Below are 18674 nucleotides of genomic sequence, written 5' to 3' on the forward strand. Positions count from 1 at the left end.
CGGTCAGAGCAAGGGGGCGAGCCCTGTCAGCCGCAGGGCGAACCAGTGCTCGTCCACGAGGACGTACACCAGGTCGGGCCCGGCCGTCGACACATCGGCGATCGTGCCCGGCAGCGGGATGCGCAGCGGCTCCCGGCCGGGCAGCGTCGGGTTCCACACCCGCAGGGTGTCGTCCGCACAGGCGGCCACGATAAGGTCCTGGTCCGGCCGCTCCAGCCGGGTCCACACGGTCGGGGTGGCGTCGGCGGACAGGCTCAGGACCCGTGGGGCGCGCGCGACCCGGTCGCCGCGGTGCAGGTCGCACACTTCGACGGCGCGGAGATCCCCGCGGTCGCCGGTGCCCACCGCCAGTTGCCAGTGCCCGGTCGCGGTGCGCACGGCCAGCGGAGGCAGTGCCGACACAACCGCACCGCTGACCGCACCCGCGGGGTAGAAGCCGGTGGGGGGACCGGTGCGGACCTCGATCCGACCGAACACGTCCAGCACGGCAGTCCCGTGCTCGAAGGGCACCGCACCGACGACCGTCTTTCCCAGATGGGCGCTCGTCACGCGGGGGGCACCGCCCGGCAGCCACGTGACGGTCCGCGTCTGGCCCGATGCGTACCGCACCAGCAGGCTCGCGATCCGGCCGGGTGAGCTGTGGGCATGCAGCGAACTCACCTCGTCCCAGAAGGAGGTGGGTGCCGTGAGCCCCTCGGGCCTGCCGATCTCCTGCCCCGTCTCGACCGCCACGAGATGGACGTACCGGGACTTGCGCTCCACGAGCGCGACGACGCGGCCCCCGTCGGGCAGCGTCAGGGCGGCCAGCATCGACACCCGCCGATGGGCGGGCCACAGCGGGCTCGTCTTCTCGCCCCGCGCGTCCGTCAGCCAGGCCCCGCCCGCGGCCCCGGCGACGGCGAGGGTCCACGGCGGTCCGTCGGGGGCAGGGGGCAGGGCCGCGATGCGCCGCGCGCCCAGCGCGTCGTAGTCCGGCAGCTCCGACCGGCCCTCGGCCCCCGCGTCCCACAGGCGCACCGCCGCGTCCCAGCCGGCCGAGGCGAACAGACCGGACGCCAGGGGCGCCAGGGCGTACGACCCGGCCCCGGTGACCGACCGGGGCTCCCGCGACCGTGCCGAGACGGCCACCTGACGGCTCGTGGCCGTCTTGGCGGCGAGCGGCTTCAAACGGGCGGCCCCTCGGTTCAGCAGCGTCCGCCGTGCGGAACCGGTCGACGGATCGACCACCGTGATGCGCGAGTCCGTGCCCGCGACCGCCACCAGCCCCCGCCCACCGACCGCGAACGGCGCCACCGAGCGAACCGCCCGCACCCGCCCCGCAATCACCCGCTCCAGCGTCAGGCGCCCGATGTCCCACACCCGTACGGTCCCGTCGTCGCAGCCGGACACCGCGCGGGTGCGCGCGTCCGTCCCCGGCAGACACGCCAGCGCGTGCACCGTCCCGGTGTGTCCGTACAGCACCCCGGCGGGACCGTCCGGGAACCAGCGGCGCACGGTGCAGTCCGCGCCCCCCGACAGCAGCACCCCGCGCCCGTCGGGCAGCCGTCCCGAGGCCACCGCGGTCACCGGACCCACATGCCCCGACAGCACGGTCGCGGTCCAGTCGTCCGGCCGCCACAGCCGCAGGGTGCGGTCCTCGCCCGCGGAGACCAGCAGCGGTGCGCCGTCGCCGGCCAGGGCGGTCAGGCACAGGACGGTGTCCGTGTGGCCGCGCAGCACGGTGACCAGCCGGCCGGTGCCGAGCTCCCACACGTACAACTCCCGGCCGGCCGCCGCGACCAGCAGACGGCGGCCCGACGCGTCGGTGAGCCGGGTCAGCGCCGTCACCGTGGTGTCCGGGCCGGTCAGCACCATCCGGGTCTCCCCGGTGTCCGGCTCCCACAGCCGTACCGTGGCGTCACCGCCCGCCGAGGCGAGCAACTCCCGTCCGTCACCGGTCCGCACGGTCTCCAGCGCGACCACCGGCCCGGCGTGTCCGCGCAAGGTGACGCTGAAGTCGTCCGGGGGAGCGGAGGCGGCCTCCAGCCTCGCGGGCACGCCGACCTGCCCCCGGAACCAGCCGACCAGGGAAGGCTCCTCGAACAGGGCCGTCATCTGCAGGACCCGCAGCCGCTCCTGGACCGGCCGGCCGGGCAACCGGTGTGCCGCCCGCAGATACAGCCGGGCCACCGGCAGCGTGAACCGGCCCGGCAGGGAGCGCACGGCGGCCGCCGTACGCGCCGGGTCGGAGCAGACGAGGAAGCCGAGGTCGCGCAGCAGGTCCGGCAGCAGGCCCGCGGCCAGCGCATGGCCGGCGAGATGCCGCCGCAGATACGGATGGGCGGACTCCCAGGGGCCGACGCCCCGGCCGGAGACGGTCGCCAGCAGCGCCCGGGTGATGCGGGTGTGCGCTGCCGTGGGCGCCATGTCACGGAAGTGGTCGATCAGCGCCTGGTGGTAGAGCCGGTACACGGTCTGCCCCGACTCGCCCGACTCCACGACATGGAACCCGGCGTGCTCCAGCACCCACGCCACGTCCTCGTCCCGGTAGACGCGCCCTCCGGTCGAGAGCGCCCCGGCCAGCGCCGGCCACAGATCGCGGCGCGGCAGCCCCGCCCCCTCGGCCCAGGCCAGCGGACGCAGCAGGTCCCGCAGCCGCTCGGGGTCGGGGGAGCGGGCGAACTCCTCGTCCAGCACGGCCGAAAGGCCCCCGGCGAGCAGCCGTTCCAGCCGCAGGTCCCGGTCCGCGGCGTCCGGGCGGGCGAGGGCGGCGAGCACGGCACGGGTGGCGACCCGCGCGTACAGGAACATGCCGCCGCCGGTCTCGGCGATCCGCTCGGCCCACTCGAGGGCGAGGCCGTCCCGGCCCCGCAGCGGCGAGCGCTCGGCCCCCAGCAGGCGGCGCCGCGCGTACGCGGTGAGGTCGGCCCGCGTCTCCGGCTCGGCGTCCAGCACCGCCGTCGCGTCCGCCGCCAGCGCCCGCAGCAGCGGACCGGCGTCGGCGCTCACCTCCGTGCCGCCGGCGCGATGCGGCCGGGTACCGACCAGGACCCGCACCCGGGGCAGGTCGGCGAGCGGGCGCAGCAGGTCGGCCGCGATCGGCACCGCCTCGCCCGCGCGGGCCTCGTCCAGGCCGTCGATGACCAGCGTCACCCGGCGGCCGAGTTCGCCGACCTCCCGCACCACCTGTGCCGCGCGCAGCCAGCCGGTGCGGCGGCAGGGCAGGTCCAGGGTGTCGGCCACGGCGCCGAGACAGTCGTCCAGGGTCTTGTTCCGGCAGGACAGCGCGAGGTCCACCGAACCCAGCGGCGGCAGCTCGGCGTTGGGCGTGCCGCTCAGCGCGCCCTCCTCCTCGGCCACGATCCGCAGACCCGGCACCGAGAGGGTGGCGATCCTGCCGAGCAGTGCGGACTTGCCCGTGCCCGGCGAGCCGGTGACCGCGAACAGACCGTGCTCGGCGTCCGTCAGCCAGCTCACGAGCCGCCGCATCAGCCGGCTGCGGCCGCAGAAGTACCAGCCGGTCTCACCGACCTCGATGCCGCGGGCCGACAGCACCAGATGCTGGTCCACCTCCACCGCCCGCAGCCGGCGCCACCGCTTGGTCTCCACGTCCTCGTCCGGCACGGTGGCCGACGGGTGCAGGGGGTTGCACAGCGCCGGCACCGGGGCACCCAGCGCGACATAGGCGGTCGCCGCGTCCCGCTCCGCCATGATCCGGCCCATGGCGTCGGCCAGTTCGTCGGAGCGGATGGTCTCGTCGTGCTCCGTCCACCGGCGGTCCTCCGGCCCGTGCCGTACGACCTGCTCCAGGGCCTCGGCGAACACCCCTTCCTCCGCGCTGTCGTAGCCGCGCGTGGAGGCGATCACCGCGAACCGCCGCTCGGCCCCGGCGGCGCTGGTGTGGTCCAGCACCCGGCAGATCTCGTGGGCCACCCGGGACGCGGCGACGCCGCTCGCACAGCAGTCGAGGAGGACCAGGACCTCGTCGAAGTCCCGGTGGGCGAGGAAGCGGGCCAGTGCCCCGGCCGCGATGGCGCGGTAGCCGTCGAGCCGGGTGCCGGGGGAGTCGGCCGCGATCAGGAAGTGCTCGTCGGCGTCCACACAGCCGTGCCCCGTCCAGTACAGCACCAGGCGGGAGCCGCCGCCGTGCCAGGCCCTGAGCCGGTCGGTGACCAGGGCCCAGTCCCCGCCGCGGGCCAGCTCCGGCAGCTCGTGGCCGTACCCCAGCGACCGGAACAGCCGGTACAACCGGTCCACGCTCGCCGGGACATGGCGCAGCCGGGGCCAGCTCGCGTCCCGGTAGTCGCTCATCCCGACCAGGACGAACCGCCCGTCACCCGTCATGCGCGCCACCGCACGTGTCGGTACTCCCCCTCGCCGTCCCCGCGGCGTCGACAGACACCGGGGCCGGGGCCGCCGGGCGGCCGTAGCATGAGGTCTGTCGTCGACCAGGCGCATGGTACGGCGAATCGGGCGGCGGGGGGTATCGGTGCGGAGCACTCCGGTGACGGATCTGGTCGTCGTCCTGCCCGGGATCATGGGCAGTGTCCTGGCCCGCGACGGGCGCGAGGTCTGGAACCACACACTCGCCGTCGTCGGACGGCACGCCCTCGGCCGGCTCGACGAGGTGCGGCGGCTGGCGCTGCCCGCGGACACCGGCGACGCGGATCCGGGCGACGGAGTCGAGGCCGTGGGCCTGATCGAGGGGCTGCACGTCCTGCCGGGCGTCAGCGCGATCGACGGCTACGGCCCTTTGATGTCCTTCCTGCGACGGCGACTGGGGCTGTCCGCCGAGTCGGGCAACCTGCTGCCCTTCCCCTACGACTGGCGGCTCTCCGTCCGCCTGACGGCCCGTCGGCTCGCGGCCCGTGTCGAACCGGCGCTCGCCGCCTGGCGCGCCCGCAGCGGCAACCCCGAGGCCCGAGTCGTGTTCGTCGCGCACTCCATGGGCGGCCTCGTCGCCCGCTACTACCTGGACGTCCTGGGCGGCAGCGCGTACGCCCGCGCTCTGATCACCATCGGCACGCCCTACCGGGGGTCGGTCAACGCCCTGGAGACGCTGTACCACGGGGTGGCGCCGGGCCTCGGCCGCCTGTCGGGTCCGTTCACCCGGCTGGCGCGGTCCATGCCCTCACTGCACCAACTCCTGCCGAGCTGGCGGTGCCTGGCCGACGAGAAGGGCGTCCGCTCCGCCCTGGGCGCCGCGCCGCTGCCGGGCGTGGACGGCCACCTCGGGGCCGACGCCGTGCGCTTCCACGAGGAACTGGACCGCGCGAGCGGCGACGGATACGCCCTGCACGTCTTCGGCGGCTACCGCCAACCCACGCGCCAGTCCGCGCTGTGGGCGGCCGACGGGCTGCGCGGCCGCCGGGACCTCGACGGCACGGACCACACCGGCGACGGCACGGTGCCCCGGTTCTCGTGCTTCCCGGCACAGTCCGCCGACGACACCCAGGTGCGCTTCTTCGCCCAGAGACACGGGGCGCTGCACAACGAGCGGGCCCTGCTGAACCAGCTGGAGGCCCTGCTGACGGCCCGCGATCCGCGCCGGTTCCTCGACGGCGGACAGGAGCTGGGCGTCGACCTGCCCGAGGTGGCCGTCGGCGGCCACTGCCCCGTGGACGTGGTGACCGACGACGACCGCCTCGTCCTGTCGGCCACCGCCGAGGACGTCGAGACCGGCCGGGTGGGCGCCCGCAGGCCCCTGCGCAACCGCGGCGACGGCCACTACGGCACCCGGCTCACCCTGCCCGGCCCGGGCGCCTGGCGCGTCACCGTGGCCGACCCGGCGAACCCGGGCCGGGTGCACGCGGTGAGCGGGATCGTGCTGGCGGGGGAGCCGTAGGAGCGGGTAGCCGGGGGACGCGTAGTCCGTGGGGCGCGTAGCTCGCAGGACGGGTAGCCCGTCGGGCCCGTGCCGCAGGAGCGTGTGCCGTGGGAGCGTGTGCCGTCGGTCCCCGTGCCGCAGGAGCGTGTGCGGTGGGACCGCGTGCCGCGGGAGCGTGTGCCGTGGGACCGCGGGCCCCAGGAGCCTCTGCCGTGGGACCGCGGGCCCCAGGAGCCTCTGCCGTGGGACCGCGGGCCCCAGGAGCCTCTGCCGTGGGACCGCGGGCCGCAGGGCCATGGCCCCGGTGCCGCGGGTGCCCTACGCCTCGCCGTCCGGCAGGGCGAAGCCCAGGGCCCGCGCGGCCGTCGCGGGCGTCGGCTGGTTCCAGCGCTCCGCCATCGCCTGCGCGGACGACAGGGAGCGCGGCTCGGCGCGGTCGAGGTAGAGCGTGCCGTCGAGGTGGTCCGTCTCGTGCTGGACGATCCGCGCGGGCCACCCGGTGAACACCTCGTCGACCGGGCGACCGTGCTCGTCCTGGCAGGTCAGCCGCACCTGGGCGGGACGCGCGACCACCGCCTGCCAGCCGGGCACGCTCAGACAGCCCTCGAAGAACGCGGCACGCGCCGGCCCCACGGCCTCGTACGACGGATTCACCAGCACCCGGAACGGCTGCGGCACCCGGCCGCGGGCGAGCCGTACCTCCTCCGGCACCGGCGCCGGGTCCTCGATCACGGCGATCCGCAGGGGCACGCCCACCTGCGGTGCCGCCAGCCCCACTCCGGGCGCCGCGTGCATCGTCGTGCGCAGCGCCTGGACGAACCGCTCCAGCAGAGCGGGCGCCAACTGTCCCTCGTAGGGCTCGGTGCCCTGCCGCAGCACCGGGTCGCCGGCCGAGACGATGGTCAACTCTCCGCCGTCCGCGAGGAGTTGCTCGACCTGCTCGGCAAGGGGCGCGCGTGCGCCGGGGTCTGTCATCGGGCCAGCATGCCACGCCCCTCCCCACGCCTGTGACACAGGTCACTGAATCCCGCGGGAACTCGACCGTGTGCGCGCCCGACTACTGGACCGCAACGGCTGACAGGCACCGTTGCCCAGCCATGGAGAGACCCATCGATGACCACCGCTCCCTCGACCGCGACGGACGAGACCCCACCGTCCGCGCACGCGGCCTCCCGCCCCGGCAGTAACCGGCCGCTGCGCTCCCTCGTCCTGCGTCTGCACTTCTACGCAGGTCTGCTGGTCGCCCCCTTCCTGCTCGTCGCCGCCTTCACCGGCTTCCTGTACGCGGCCTCCTACCAGGCCGAGAAGATCCTGTACGCCGACGAGATGACCGTCCCGGTCGGTGACACGAAACTCCCCGTCTCCGCTCAGGTGGCCGCCGCCCGCAAGGCGTACCCCGAGGGCGACCTGGCCGCCGTACGGCCCTCCCCGAAGGACGACGCCAGCACGCGCGTGCTGCTCTCGGGTGTGCCGGGGGTGGACGAGGACCACAAGCTCGCCGTGTTCGTCGACCCGTACACCGCGAAGGTGCGCGGCGCCCTCGAACAGTACGGGGCGACCGGCGCGCTGCCCCTGCGGACCTGGATCGACGAGCTCCACCGCGATCTGCACCTCGGCCAGAACGGCCGCCTCTACAGCGAACTCGCCGCGAGCTGGCTGTGGGTGATCGCGAGCGCCGGACTGGTGCTGTGGTTCTCGCGGATGCGTTCCCGGCGCAAACTGCGCGGCACCAGCGGCCGCCGCCGCACCCTCGGCCTGCACGGCACCGTCGGCGTCTGGGCCGCGACCGGCTTCTTCTTCATCTCCGCGACCGGGCTGACCTGGTCCACGTACGCCGGCGAGACCATCGACGAACTGCGCACCGCCGTCGGTCACGCCACTCCCTCGGTGTCCGCGGGCGCCGGCGGCGACCACGGCGAGCACGGGGGCGGTGGCGCCGGCTCCGGCGACGGCTCGGCCGGCGGCGCCGGTCTGGACGAGATCCTGGCCGCCGCCCGCGCCGAGGGGCTGGGCGACCCCGTGGAGATCGTCCCGCCCGCGGACGCCTCCTCCGCGTACGTCGTCAAGCAGATCCAGCGCAGCTGGCCCGAGAAGCAGGACTCGGTCGCCGTCGACCCGGCCAGCGGGCAGGTCGTGGACGTGCTGCGCTTCGACGACTATCCGCTGCTGGCCAAACTGACCCGCTGGGGCATCGACTTCCACTCCGGCGTCCTGTTCGGGTTCGCCAACCAGCTGCTGATGATGGCGTTCGCGCTCAGCCTGATCGTGATGATCGTGCTGGGCTACCGCATGTGGTGGCAGCGCGGCCGCGGCTCCGCCTTCGGCCGGCCGGTCCAGCGCGGCGGCTGGGCCCAGGTGCCGCCGCAGATCCTGGTGCCGGCACTGGCCGCCGTCGCCGTACTCGGCTACTTCATGCCGCTGTTCGGCATTCCGCTGGCCGCCTTCTTCGTCGTGGACGTGATCCTGGGGGAGATCACGTACCGGCGCGGCAAGCGGCACTACGGCAAGGGGTCGGTGACGGAGGTGTCGTAGCGGGGCCGCGTGCCGATCGGCTGCCGTCGGGGGCCGTCGGGTGCCGCCGGGGTGCCGCTGGGTGCCGTCGGGGGCCGCGACGTGTGCAGCGCGCGCCCGCGGGCGCGCGGCGGCGCGGGTTCGTGATCAAGCGGTGCGTCGAGCAGGGGCGCCCGGCCGACGGCGGTACGCGTCTGCATGGGCGGCCGCCACACCCGGAAGCCGGGTGTGGCGGTCTCGTCCATGACGGGACGGCCCGCGCGGGGCTAGGTTGTCGGTATGAGCAATCTCGACCGCGAGGCGGTCCCCGCCGTGTGCGGCGGCCGCGGTTTCGTGGTGGCGGAGCCCGTACGCGAACTCCTCAGCCCCCGCACCGTCAAGCTCGGCGAGTCCAGCGAGGTCCGCCGCCTGCTCCCGAACCTGGGCCGGCGCATGGTCGGCGCGTGGTGCTTCGTCGACCACTACGGCCCCGACGACATCGCCGACGAGCCCGGCATGCAGGTGCCCCCGCACCCGCATATGGGCCTGCAGACGGTGAGCTGGCTGCACGAGGGCGAGGTGCTGCACCGCGACTCCACGGGCAGCCTCCAGACCATCCGCCCGCGCGAACTGGGCTTGATGACCTCCGGCCGGGCGATCAGCCACTCCGAGGAGAGCCCCCGGCCCCACGCCCGCTACCTGCACGGCGCCCAGCTCTGGGTCGCCCTGCCCGACAGCCACCGCCATACCGACCCGCGCTTCGAGCACCACGCCGAGCTGCCGGTGGTGACGGCGCCGGGCCTGCGGGGCACCCTGATCCTCGGCACCCTCGACGGCGCCGTCTCGCCCGGCACGACATACACCCCGATCGTCGGCGCCGACCTCGCCCTCACCCGCGGCGCCGACCTCCGCCTCCCCCTCGACCCCGACTTCGAGTACGCCGTCCTCTCCATGTCCGGCGAGGCCCACGTCGACGGCGTCCCCGTCCTCCCCGGCTCCATGCTCTACCTCGGCTGCGGCCGCACGGAACTGCCTCTGCGGGCCGAGTCGGACGCCGGTCTCATGCTCCTGGGCGGCGAGCCGTTCGAGGAGGAGCTGATCATGTTCTGGAACTGGATCGGACGGTCCCAGGAGGAGATCGAACAGGCGCGGCGGGACTGGATGGAAGGGACACGCTTCGGCGAGGTCAAGGGGTACGACGGCGCCCCGCTGCCGGCCCCCGAGCTGCCGGCGACGCCGTTGAAACCCCGAGGGAGAGTCCGTTGAGCTGCGGAAACGCCTGAACTTGCATGACTCGTGGGGTGGGGATGGCGTGACGCCTCCCCTCTCCCCTCGACCTCTGACTTACTGACGCCTCATCAGATGGGATAGGCAGGTCATTCCCGCAGCTCCGAAGTGTGCGGCAGTCTTTGCAGACACTGTGGCTGCCGGACCAATGCTGACCTGCATTTCCTTTGATGTCTTTCTCTCGATTGCTGACAATGTGTGCGTTGTCAGTTTTGGGTGGAAGATTTCATTGCCAAGGGGAATGTGATCGTGTTCTCGTGTAATACCTTAGGAGTCTGGTATTCGCCTTGCCGTCGCGATGTGTCGATATTCCTTCACCTCGAAGGTCGACGGTGAGCGCCTAGCTGAGAAGAGCTCGGCATTTGACGAGATTCGATGCCCAGAGCTGAACGAACTGCTATGGCCTGTCTGATTGGCTCCAGATTTCCTATTTCTATGGCGTTGAGGGTATCTCGGCGTAGGCTGGCTCTCCCTAGACGCCGATGCCCCTTTTCTCTCTCGGGGCCGCCGGCTTCAGTGTTTCACTCACCGAAGCTGACTCGCGGACGTTTCTTGTGTCCCGACTGAATAGCTGCAGGCCCCAGCATAGGGAACGCTACGGTCAGGGTCGGTGCGTATTTCGGCACATCCTTCCCCTGTCGCCTCAAGCGCACGTCCCGTCTGCGTTATTCACAAGATCTTGACGATGCCCTCACGCTGCAATCAAGGGCGTGATTGTCGTGTCTGTTACCAAAACTCCCGAGATTGCCAGTGGCGTTACGCAATCTTTACGCACCGTCGCGGTTCAAGAGGTGCGCCTACTGCTTAGCGCGGGGGTGGCTGCAGGCGCTGCCGGGGTCGTCAGCCCCTGCCACCCGCGACGTCTCCTCGGGGCGTGTTACGCGCGCCAGCGGCGAAGTGTCCGAACGCAACGCCCCCGCCTCGCCGGGAGGTGAAATCAAGCCGCAAGCCGAGTCGCCGTCCAACATGGTCTCGCCACCACATCTCGTCCGAACTCCCCTTTGAGAACACTGCGTTGAGTGAGCTCGTTGCCCTGCGTGGGAGGTATGAAAATGAGCCACCCTGACCTCTGCCTCTTGCTCCTCGATTGAAGTCTCTTCAAGATCCTTTGTTTGCGTGTGGGGTGTGTTACCTCGCGTGCAGGCTGTGAGAGGGGTGGGGGAGTGCTGGTGTCTGTGTCTGCGCGGGTGCGGATGCTGATCGTGCTGCTGACGCTGTCCGTGATCGCGGGTGGTGGCTGGTTGATCAATGTTCCTGCCAGCGCGTCCAGCCAGGACGATGGCTACGTCTATCGAGGGCCACGTCCGGTCGCCCACCAGAAGCCGGTGACGCTGCAAGAGCGGCGTGAGCAGACGAAGGACAGGGCGAAGCCCGTCAAGCCGCATGCTCTGCCAGGGACGAAGAGCAGACCTGCCACACCCGCCCAGATCGACCTGCTGAAAGCCAATCAGGGCAAGTTGCGTGCGGCAGGCCCCGAGTGGCCAGTCAGTCCGACGTCGTCTGCCAAGACTCCCGGCCAGGCTTCTTACTCGAGCAGTGAATCGGCTGCCGCTGCGTCGTACAGCAGTGGCGCCTTGTACCAGGTGAGCACCGACCCGTTCGGCAACGCGGCGGCTCAGCAGGGCGGCTGGCTGATGACGCTGGGCAACCACATCGGCGCGGCGGTGCCGGGGGAGCCGCTCCAGGTCAAGGCGGCGATCTGGCAGTCCGGGGGCGCGGACACCGAGGTGCACCCCGTGAAGGTGCGCTGGAAGGTGGACTACTACGGCTGCCGCCTGAGCAGTGAAGACGTGCAGTGGTTCGATTTCGGGCAGACCGTGCAGGCGCCGACACTGAACACCGACAAGGTGTTCCCTGAGGTGAACGCGACGTTCACGGTGCCGACCACCGAGTGCACGCAGCTCGTTCCGAGCTACACCATCTGGGTCTGCACGACCGTGACGGACGATCCCGCGGCCACCGAGACCTGCGGCTCGTACAACGTGTTCTACATCGTCCCGGCCCTCCCCGACGGTGCCGCGTGCAGCGCCGTCTGCGGCGACGCCAGCGGCGCGGCCGGCACCACGGTGATGCGTGCCGACCCGGTCAACACAGCGACCGGCGCGTTCACCGAGGCTTACACCGACGCGCAGGTTCCGGCGCCGGGCGTGCCACTGACCGTCGGACGTGTCTACTCCTCCGACAACACCCTCACCGGGGCCCTCGGCAAGGGCTGGCAACTGCCCTGGGAAACAAGGCTGCAGATCGACTCTGCCGGCAACGCCGTCCTCATCGGTGAAGGCGGCTCCCGCCACCTCTACACCAAGACATCCAGCGGCACCTTCACCACCCCTGGCCAGGCCCGCTCCAAGCTGGCTCCGGACGGCACCGGCTACAAGCTGACCACCGCCGACCACGCGACCTACACCTTCAACGCCTCGGGCCAGCTGACAGCCATCAAGGACCGCACCGGCCGGGGCCTGACCCTGACGTACACCGCCGGCAAGCCCACCACGATCACTGACGCAGCCGGCCGCGCAGCAACACTGGCCTACGCCGGTGACCGGCTGGACAAGGTCACGCTCGCGGACGGCCGCCTGATCGACTACACCTACACCGGCGATCAGCTCACCGGCGTCACCGCGCTGGACGGCAACGCGGAGACCTACGGCTACGACACCGCCGGGCGCCTTAACAAGATCACGGACGCGCGCGGGAAACAGAAGACCTTCAACGTCTATGACACCCAGGGCCGGGTGACGTCCCAGAAGGACGCCCTGAGCTATGAGACGAAGTTCTCCTACAGCAAGAACGGCGTGTTCGACCAGGTCGACACCACCGCCCCCGACGGCGGCATATGGACGGACATCTACTACAAGAACGTCCTGTTCACCCAGATCGACCCGCTGAACAACAAGAGCTACTACCGCTACGACAAGTTCTTCAACCGCACCAGCGCCATCGACGCGGAGATCCGCAGAACCGAGTGGACCTTCGACAGCGCCGGACGGCTGACCGGCCGCTCCAACACAGCGTCCGACGAGTCCTGGACGTACGACGCCAGCGGCAACGTCGCCACCTACACCGACGGCGAGTACAACAAGACCACCTTCGGATACACGGGCAACCAGCTCACCTCGGTCACCGACCCGCTCGGCAAGAAGACCGTCTACGGCTACAACGCCACCACCAAGCTGCTCGAGACCGTCACCACACCACGCGGCAAAACCACCACCTACGGATACGACGCTGACGGCAACCTGACCTCGGTCACCTCGCCCAAGGGCAACAAGACCACCTACACCTACTACCCCAGCGGTCAGGTCAAGACCGTCGTCGAGCCGCGCGGAAACGTCACCGGCGCGAACCCCGCGACGTACACGACGTCCTACACCTACGACAACGCCAACCGCATCAAGACGGTCACCGACGCCCGCGGCAACACGACCACGTACGGATACGACGAGACCGGCAATCTGCTGACGGTCACCGACGCCGCGAACCGCACCACCACCTACGCCTACGACGACGCCGGCCGCCTGAAGACGATCACCGATCCGGCCCTGAAGCAGACCGTCCTTGCCTACGACCCGGCAGGCCGCCTGACGAAGGAGACGAACCGCGTCGGCGCGTCCGTCACCTACGAGTACGACAAGGCCGGCAACCAGATCCGGATCGTCGCCGCACGGGGCAACATCACCGGCGCGGACCCCAAGCCGTACACCTGGACGATCGGCTACGACAAGGTCGGCAACCGGAAGACCGTCACCGACCCGCTCGGCAAGACGACCGCCTTCGCCTGGGACGCCGACAACCGCCCCCTCTCGGTCACCGATCCGCTGAGCCACACCCGCAGCGTCACCTACGACGACAACGGCAACGTCGTGAAGACCACCGACGGCCTCGGCCGCGGTACGACGCTGACGTACGACGACAACAACCGGCTCGCGACCTCGAAGACCTGGGCCGGATACATCACCACATACGAGTACGACGACGACAGCCACCTGTCCGCCGAAGTCTCTCCCGAGGCCGAACGGACCACCTACGGCTACGACGACGACGGCCAGCTCACCACCGTCGTCGACCCGCGCGGCAACGTCACCGGCGCCGACCCGGCCAAGTACACCTGGACCTACGGCTACGACCCGGCCGGCCGACCCACCTCCGTCACCGACCCGCTCGGCCACAAGCACACCAGCACCTACGATCCCGTCGGCAACCTCACCACAGTCACCGACGCCCGCAATCAGAAGACGCTCTACGAGTACGACGTACTCAACCGGCCGACGAAGGTCACCGCACCCGACACCGGCACGACGACCTTCACCTACAACGCAGCCGGCCTCCTTGCGACCAGCACCGACGCCAACACCCACACCAGCACCTACGGCTACAACGCCGAAGGCCAGCTGACCTCGGTCAAGAACCCGCTGGGTAAAACCGTCTCCTACGAGTACGACCTCGACGGCAACCGCACCAAGCACACCAACGCCCGGGGCCAGACGATCACCACCACCGTTGACGCCCGCAACCTGCCGACGAAGATCGCCTACTCCGACGGCACCCCTGCTCAGACCTACGTCTACGACGACGCCAGCCGTATCAGCGAAGTCACGGACGCCACTGGCACCCGCACCCTGACCTACGACAACGACGACAAGGTCCTCACGATCACGTCGCCGGGAGACACCAGGCCCTTCAGCTACGCCTGGAACACCGACGACACCCTCAAATCACGCACCTACCCAGACGGCCGCGCCACCGCGTACACCTACGACAAGACCGGCCGGATCAAGACCCAGACCACCAACAGCAAGGCCATCGCCTACGCCTACGACAAGGCGGGCAACCTCACCACCGTCACCCTTCCCACCACCACAGCCCGCACCGAAACTCGCACCTACGACGAAGCCGGCCGCCTCGCGTCCCTGACCACACCCACCCTCAGCAGTACCTACACCTACGACGAGAACAACCGCCTCGTCACCGACAAGCCCTCCACCGGCTACCCGACCCGCTACGCCTACGACAACGCGGGCCGACTGACCCGCCACTGCACCGACACCTCGGCCACCTCCTGCCTGACCGGAGGCCCTGGGGCCACTTACACCTACGACAAGGTCGGCAACCTCAAGACGAAGACCGAGAACGGCGCGACCACCAGCTACACCCACGACGCAGGCGACCAACTGCTGAGCTCCACGGCCGCCGGCGTCACCACCAGCTACACCTACGACGCCGACGGCAACCAGACCAAAGACGACGACGGCACCTACACCTACGACGCCGCCGGCCGCATCAAAACCGCCACCATCGGCACCAACAACTACGCCTTCACCCACGACGCCGACGGCAACCGCACCACCGTCAAGAACAACAACGCCCTGGCCAGGACATCGCGCTGGGACATCGTCGGAGCGCTGCCGCAGGTAGCCACCGACACCAACGCCTCAGGCGCCCTCATCGCCGACTACCACTACGACCCCGACGGCACGGCCCGCGCCATGGACCGACCCGCCGGCCCCTACTACTTCACCCAAGACCGCCAGAACTCCGTCAACACCGTCTACGACGCAGCCGGCACCGACAACTACCGCTACACCTACAGCCCCTGGGGCGTCCCCACCGGAAAGGCCACCATCACCGGCGGCCAGACCAGCCCCCTCGGCTACGCAGGCCAGTACAGGGACCAGTTCATCCCCGACCGCCTCCAGCTGCGCGCCCGCTCCTACGACACTGCCCAGCACCGCTTCACCACCCTCGACCCGATAGCCGCGGCAGCAGACAACCCCAACCAGTCCCCGTACAACTACGCCGACAACGACCCCACCAACCTCGCCGACCCCACCGGCAACTGCCCGATGTGCATCGGTGCGGGCATTGGAGCGTTCCTTAGCGGCGGCGTTTACGCGCTGACTCACCGGGACGACTTCGACTGGGGCGACTTCGCCGCCGCAACAGCACAAGGCGCAGCAGTTGGGGCCGTTGGAGGCTTCCTCGCCCCTGCCGGAACAGCCCTGGCCACCCAACTTGGCCTGTCGGGCGGCCGAGCCCTTGCTGTTGCTGCAGTCACCGACGCCGCGATCGGTATGGGCCTCACTTGGGCCATCAACACCGCTCAATGCCAGCCCACCACCCCCACCGACCTCCTCGTTGGCGCCCTCACTGGCGGGCTCAACGCGCTTGTAGGACCAGCGTGGAACGGACTCAAGGGCCTGTTCTCCCGATCGCCCAATGCTGGCCTCACCTTGGATCTGCCGCATCAGCCCACTATCCGAGGGCCTGCAGGGGCTCGAGGTCGTCCTCATGTGGTAGAGGTGTACGACGCGCCTCCAGGCTGGACGCCCGCCGGTCAGCTCGCCCAAGCAGAGGGCATGGTTGACGACTTCGCGGTGAGGAACTACAGCAACAGGACGAACACCCGCACTTACGTGGGCGGCTACAACACTGAGACGGGCCAGATCGCCGTGGCATCATCAGGCGGCAGGTGGCCTGGCTACAGCCTCTGCGCTGAGGGGAACGTATGTATGGCTCTCGGCGGCGACGCATCCAAGGTTGTCTTCACAAATGCGAAGACCGTGGAAAAGGTCAAGGGGGTCAAGACGGCACTTCCGAAGCCGGTGTGCGTCAAGTGTCAGAATGATTACGACCCTTCGCAATTCATAGACGGCGTAAAGGTAGAGCCGGGGGGTCGCTGGGAAGGGCTAGGATAAGAGCATGCAACAGGTCGATATCGTCGAGGTGGAGGCCGCTCGGCACGACTGGGCACGGATGGCCTGCGGGTGCGGCAGAACAGCCGAGCACATTCCCGTGGACTTCATCAGTGCACTACGTGAGCCCCCCTCGGGACGTGCGGGTGAGGGCTGGGCCGACAATCACTCCTATGTCCAGTCGAACCTTATGCAGCCGGCCGCAGCCACGACTTGCATAGTTATGGCGGCGCTTGCGGGTGGCGTACCAGCTGAACATCGGCGTCAGTTGTTCGTCGTGCTTGCCCACTTGGTCAACGGCGAGCAGGATGACGTAGCCGATGAGTGCCTGGATGTGGTGAAGAGTGGCTTGTGGCTCCTTTATGAGGAAATCTCATCGGGGCGCGACGTCGATGCCGCCTCGTATGCGTTTGAAATCCTCGAGCTCGTGGAGGGGGAAGGTGATCACCTTGCGCATTTTCGTGAATTCGTCAAGGGGAACCTCTCGCCTGATCTCCAGTGAGATCTCCTTGCTGAGGCGATAGAAGGGGGCCCAGTGCTGGGGAAGCCAGCCGATTCAGTAGCCGTCGAGATGTAGTAGTAGCGGGACCATGGTGTGTCGGCCCGCACCAGCCGCGGCCCCGACTCCTTGATACGCAGCTCCACCCACATGTCCCGGACTCCGCCGTCGCCCTCACCTCATAGTGCGCGCCGGGGCCGGTGCAAGCCGATTCGCCTGGGCGAGAGCCTCGGACAAGCTCTTGTACGGCAGGCCGGTCCCCATGTCGTGGAGTAGAGACCCCCAGGTGGTGGAAGGGACACGCTTCGGCGAGGTCAAGGGCTACGACGGCGCTCCGCTGCCGGCCCCGGAGCTTCCGGCGACGCCGCTGAAGCCGCGCGGCCGGGTGCGTTGACCTACGGGACGGGGCTAGCCGCCGTCCTGCGCGCGCCCGAGCCGGACCGCCTGCCGCCCCTCGACCACGGACTCAGGAGGCGAGCGCTCAGCGGGTGGGTGGGACGAACTCGGGTTGGTCGAGGAGGCGCAGCCAGCTTCCATCGGGCTGGCGCCGGACGACCTGCGCCCGGGCGCCGGCGCCGTCCTTCGGGGGAGTCGAGGTGAGGGCGATGCCGTCACTGATCAGCGTCGGCAGCGGTTGTTCCGGCTCGAAACGGGGACGGTCGGCCAGCACCTTCTCCCACAGCGCACGAATCGCCTCCCGGCCCACCGTCTGCTCGCCGGGTGGGTAGGCCATCACCGCATCCTCTTCGTAGAGTGCGGCGACCCCGGCCGCGTCACCGGCGTTGGACCGTTCGACGAACAAGCGGGTGATGTCCTCGGGCCGCATGGCCTTCTCGTACTCCGGCATGAATTCCTCCTGACGTCGGGCTTCGACGCTTCCCAGCGTGGCCGCCGACCGGCCAGAATTCCAACAGATGAATCTTCTGGAAACGAGAACCTGCAGTCATGGAACTGAGGCAGCTGGAATACTTCGTCGCGGTGGCCGAGGAGCGGAACTTCACCCGGGCCGCCGAGCGGGTGCACATCAGCCAGTCCGGCGTCAGCGCCCAGATCCGCCAGCTGGAACGGGAACTCGGAGCGGAGCTGTTCGACCGGTCGGCCCGTACCGTCACGCTCACCGTTGCGGGGAAGGCCGCACTCGAACACGCCCGTGCCGCACTCGCCGCCGCTGCGGCAGTCGGCCAGGCGGTGGGCGAGGTGACCGACCTGATCCGGGGGCGCCTCACCGTCGGGATGGTCATCGGCTGCACCGTCACCCCGCTGTTCGACGCCCTCGCCGCGTTCCACCGGGCACATCCCGGTGTGGAGATCTCGCTGCTGGAGGACAGCTCCGACCGGCTCATCGAGGGGGTGCGCACCGGCACCGTCGACCTGGCACTCATCGGGGCGGCAACCGCCACCCCCGCAGGGCTGGACGCGCTGACCCTCATCAGCGAGCGGCTGGTCGCGGCGGTCCCGGCCGGGCACCCCCTGGCGGAACAGCGGCGGGTCACGCTGCGCGATCTGATCGCCTACCCGATCGTGTGCATGCCGCCCGGCACCGGCCTGCGGACAGTACTCGACCAGGCGTGCGCCGCACAGGGCCTCCGACCCTCGATCGCGCTGCAGGCCAGCGCCGCGGACGCCATTGCCGACCTCGCCGCCCGCGGGCTCGCCGTCGCCGTCCTCAGCGCCTCCATGGTCGCGAGCTACCGCGACCGGCTCACCGCCCGCACCATCGATGATGTCGACACACCCGCACTGCTCGCCCTGATCTGGAAGAACACGCACAGTCCGGGGCTGCGCGAACTGCTCGCGCACAGCCGGCGAGCATTCACCGAGCCCGACCCCACGACTTCACCGTGACCCCACGGGCCAGCCCTGACACCAGCAGCGGGCGCGACTCCTCTGTGAGGCACAC

10 protein-coding genes and 1 pseudogene are annotated in these 18674 nt (G+C 70.3%); 7 read left to right on the plus strand and 4 right to left on the minus strand.

Annotation, left to right across the window (positions count from 1 at the left end; all coding sequences use genetic code 11):
* Nucleotides 1-3 precede the first annotated feature (3 nt).
* Nucleotides 4-4323, minus strand: a complete 4320-nt coding sequence (locus ACSU6M_RS29885; RefSeq protein WP_437073856.1) for a hypothetical protein — start codon at nucleotides 4321-4323, stop codon at nucleotides 4-6.
* 160 nt (nucleotides 4324-4483) lie between these two features.
* Between ACSU6M_RS29885 and ACSU6M_RS29890 the strand changes: the two genes are divergently transcribed.
* Nucleotides 4484-5824 carry an esterase/lipase family protein gene (locus ACSU6M_RS29890; RefSeq protein ID WP_437073857.1) on the plus strand — a complete coding sequence of 447 codons (1341 nt, stop codon included), beginning with the start codon at nucleotides 4484-4486 and terminating at the stop codon, nucleotides 5822-5824.
* Between the two features lie 300 nt (nucleotides 5825-6124).
* Here ACSU6M_RS29890 and ACSU6M_RS29895 read toward each other — a convergent pair whose 3' ends face one another.
* Entirely contained in the window at nucleotides 6125-6781 is a 657-nt protein-coding gene (locus tag ACSU6M_RS29895; RefSeq protein WP_437073859.1) for a peptide deformylase, read from the minus strand.
* A 138-nt stretch (nucleotides 6782-6919) separates the two neighbouring features.
* Between ACSU6M_RS29895 and ACSU6M_RS29900 the strand changes: the two genes are divergently transcribed.
* Complete coding sequence (locus ACSU6M_RS29900; protein ID WP_437073860.1) at nucleotides 6920-8338, plus strand: PepSY-associated TM helix domain-containing protein; 1419 nt, start codon at nucleotides 6920-6922, stop codon at nucleotides 8336-8338.
* Here ACSU6M_RS29900 and ACSU6M_RS29905 read toward each other — a convergent pair.
* Entirely contained in the window at nucleotides 8305-8562 is a 258-nt protein-coding gene (locus tag ACSU6M_RS29905; protein WP_437073861.1) for a hypothetical protein, read from the minus strand. The two genes, ACSU6M_RS29900 and ACSU6M_RS29905, sit on opposite strands and share 34 nt — an antisense overlap.
* 34 nt (nucleotides 8563-8596) lie before the next feature.
* On the opposite strand from ACSU6M_RS29905, the gene ACSU6M_RS29910 reads away from it, so the two are divergent.
* From ACSU6M_RS29910 to ACSU6M_RS29925, 4 genes and pseudogenes are all read left to right on the plus strand, one after another.
* The gene (locus tag ACSU6M_RS29910; protein WP_437073862.1) at nucleotides 8597-9562 is read left to right on the plus strand and encodes a pirin family protein; all 966 of its coding nucleotides are present in this window, start codon (nucleotides 8597-8599) and stop codon (nucleotides 9560-9562) included.
* 1214 nt (nucleotides 9563-10776) lie between these two features.
* Nucleotides 10777-16278, plus strand: coding sequence for a DUF6531 domain-containing protein (locus tag ACSU6M_RS29915; protein WP_437073864.1), 5502 nt, complete (start codon nucleotides 10777-10779; stop codon nucleotides 16276-16278).
* Between the two features lie 4 nt (nucleotides 16279-16282).
* Nucleotides 16283-16777, plus strand: coding sequence for a hypothetical protein (locus tag ACSU6M_RS29920; RefSeq protein WP_437073865.1), 495 nt, complete (start codon nucleotides 16283-16285; stop codon nucleotides 16775-16777).
* Nucleotides 16778-17069: 292 nt separating this feature from the next.
* A pseudogene (locus ACSU6M_RS29925) lies at nucleotides 17070-17168 on the plus strand (pirin family protein); the annotation flags it as partial.
* 87 nt (nucleotides 17169-17255) lie between these two features.
* On the opposite strand, the gene ACSU6M_RS29930 reads toward ACSU6M_RS29925, so the two are convergent.
* Nucleotides 17256-17621 carry a YybH family protein gene (locus tag ACSU6M_RS29930; protein ID WP_437073866.1) on the minus strand — a complete coding sequence of 122 codons (366 nt, stop codon included), beginning with the start codon at nucleotides 17619-17621 and terminating at the stop codon, nucleotides 17256-17258.
* Between the two features lie 98 nt (nucleotides 17622-17719).
* On the opposite strand from ACSU6M_RS29930, the gene ACSU6M_RS29935 reads away from it, so the two are divergent.
* Nucleotides 17720-18619 (plus strand): LysR family transcriptional regulator, encoded by a 900-nt coding sequence (locus tag ACSU6M_RS29935; protein WP_437073868.1) that lies wholly within the window; start codon nucleotides 17720-17722, stop codon nucleotides 18617-18619.
* Nucleotides 18620-18674 lie beyond the last annotated feature (55 nt).

This window comes from Streptomyces sp. enrichment culture, assembly GCF_964272895.1.
Lineage (GTDB): Bacteria > Actinomycetota > Actinomycetes > Streptomycetales > Streptomycetaceae > Streptomyces.

What these genes read in the sequence shown, in the direction of transcription:
- ACSU6M_RS29930 (WP_437073866.1), bottom strand. Translation starts at nt 17,621, where the DNA reads ATGCCGGAGTACGAGAAGGCCATGCGGCCCGAGGACATCACCCGCTTG.
- ACSU6M_RS29905 (WP_437073861.1), bottom strand. Translation starts at nt 8,562, where the DNA reads ATGGACGAGACCGCCACACCCGGCTTCCGGGTGTGGCGGCCGCCCATG.
- ACSU6M_RS29895 (WP_437073859.1), bottom strand. Translation starts at nt 6,781, where the DNA reads ATGACAGACCCCGGCGCACGCGCGCCCCTTGCCGAGCAGGTCGAGCAA.
- ACSU6M_RS29885 (WP_437073856.1), bottom strand. Translation starts at nt 4,323, where the DNA reads ATGACGGGTGACGGGCGGTTCGTCCTGGTCGGGATGAGCGACTACCGG.
- ACSU6M_RS29900 (WP_437073860.1), top strand. Translation starts at nt 6,920, where the DNA reads ATGACCACCGCTCCCTCGACCGCGACGGACGAGACCCCACCGTCCGCG.
- ACSU6M_RS29920 (WP_437073865.1), top strand. Translation starts at nt 16,283, where the DNA reads ATGCAACAGGTCGATATCGTCGAGGTGGAGGCCGCTCGGCACGACTGG.
- ACSU6M_RS29935 (WP_437073868.1), top strand. Translation starts at nt 17,720, where the DNA reads ATGGAACTGAGGCAGCTGGAATACTTCGTCGCGGTGGCCGAGGAGCGG.
- ACSU6M_RS29910 (WP_437073862.1), top strand. Translation starts at nt 8,597, where the DNA reads ATGAGCAATCTCGACCGCGAGGCGGTCCCCGCCGTGTGCGGCGGCCGC.
- ACSU6M_RS29915 (WP_437073864.1), top strand. Translation starts at nt 10,777, where the DNA reads ATGCTGATCGTGCTGCTGACGCTGTCCGTGATCGCGGGTGGTGGCTGG.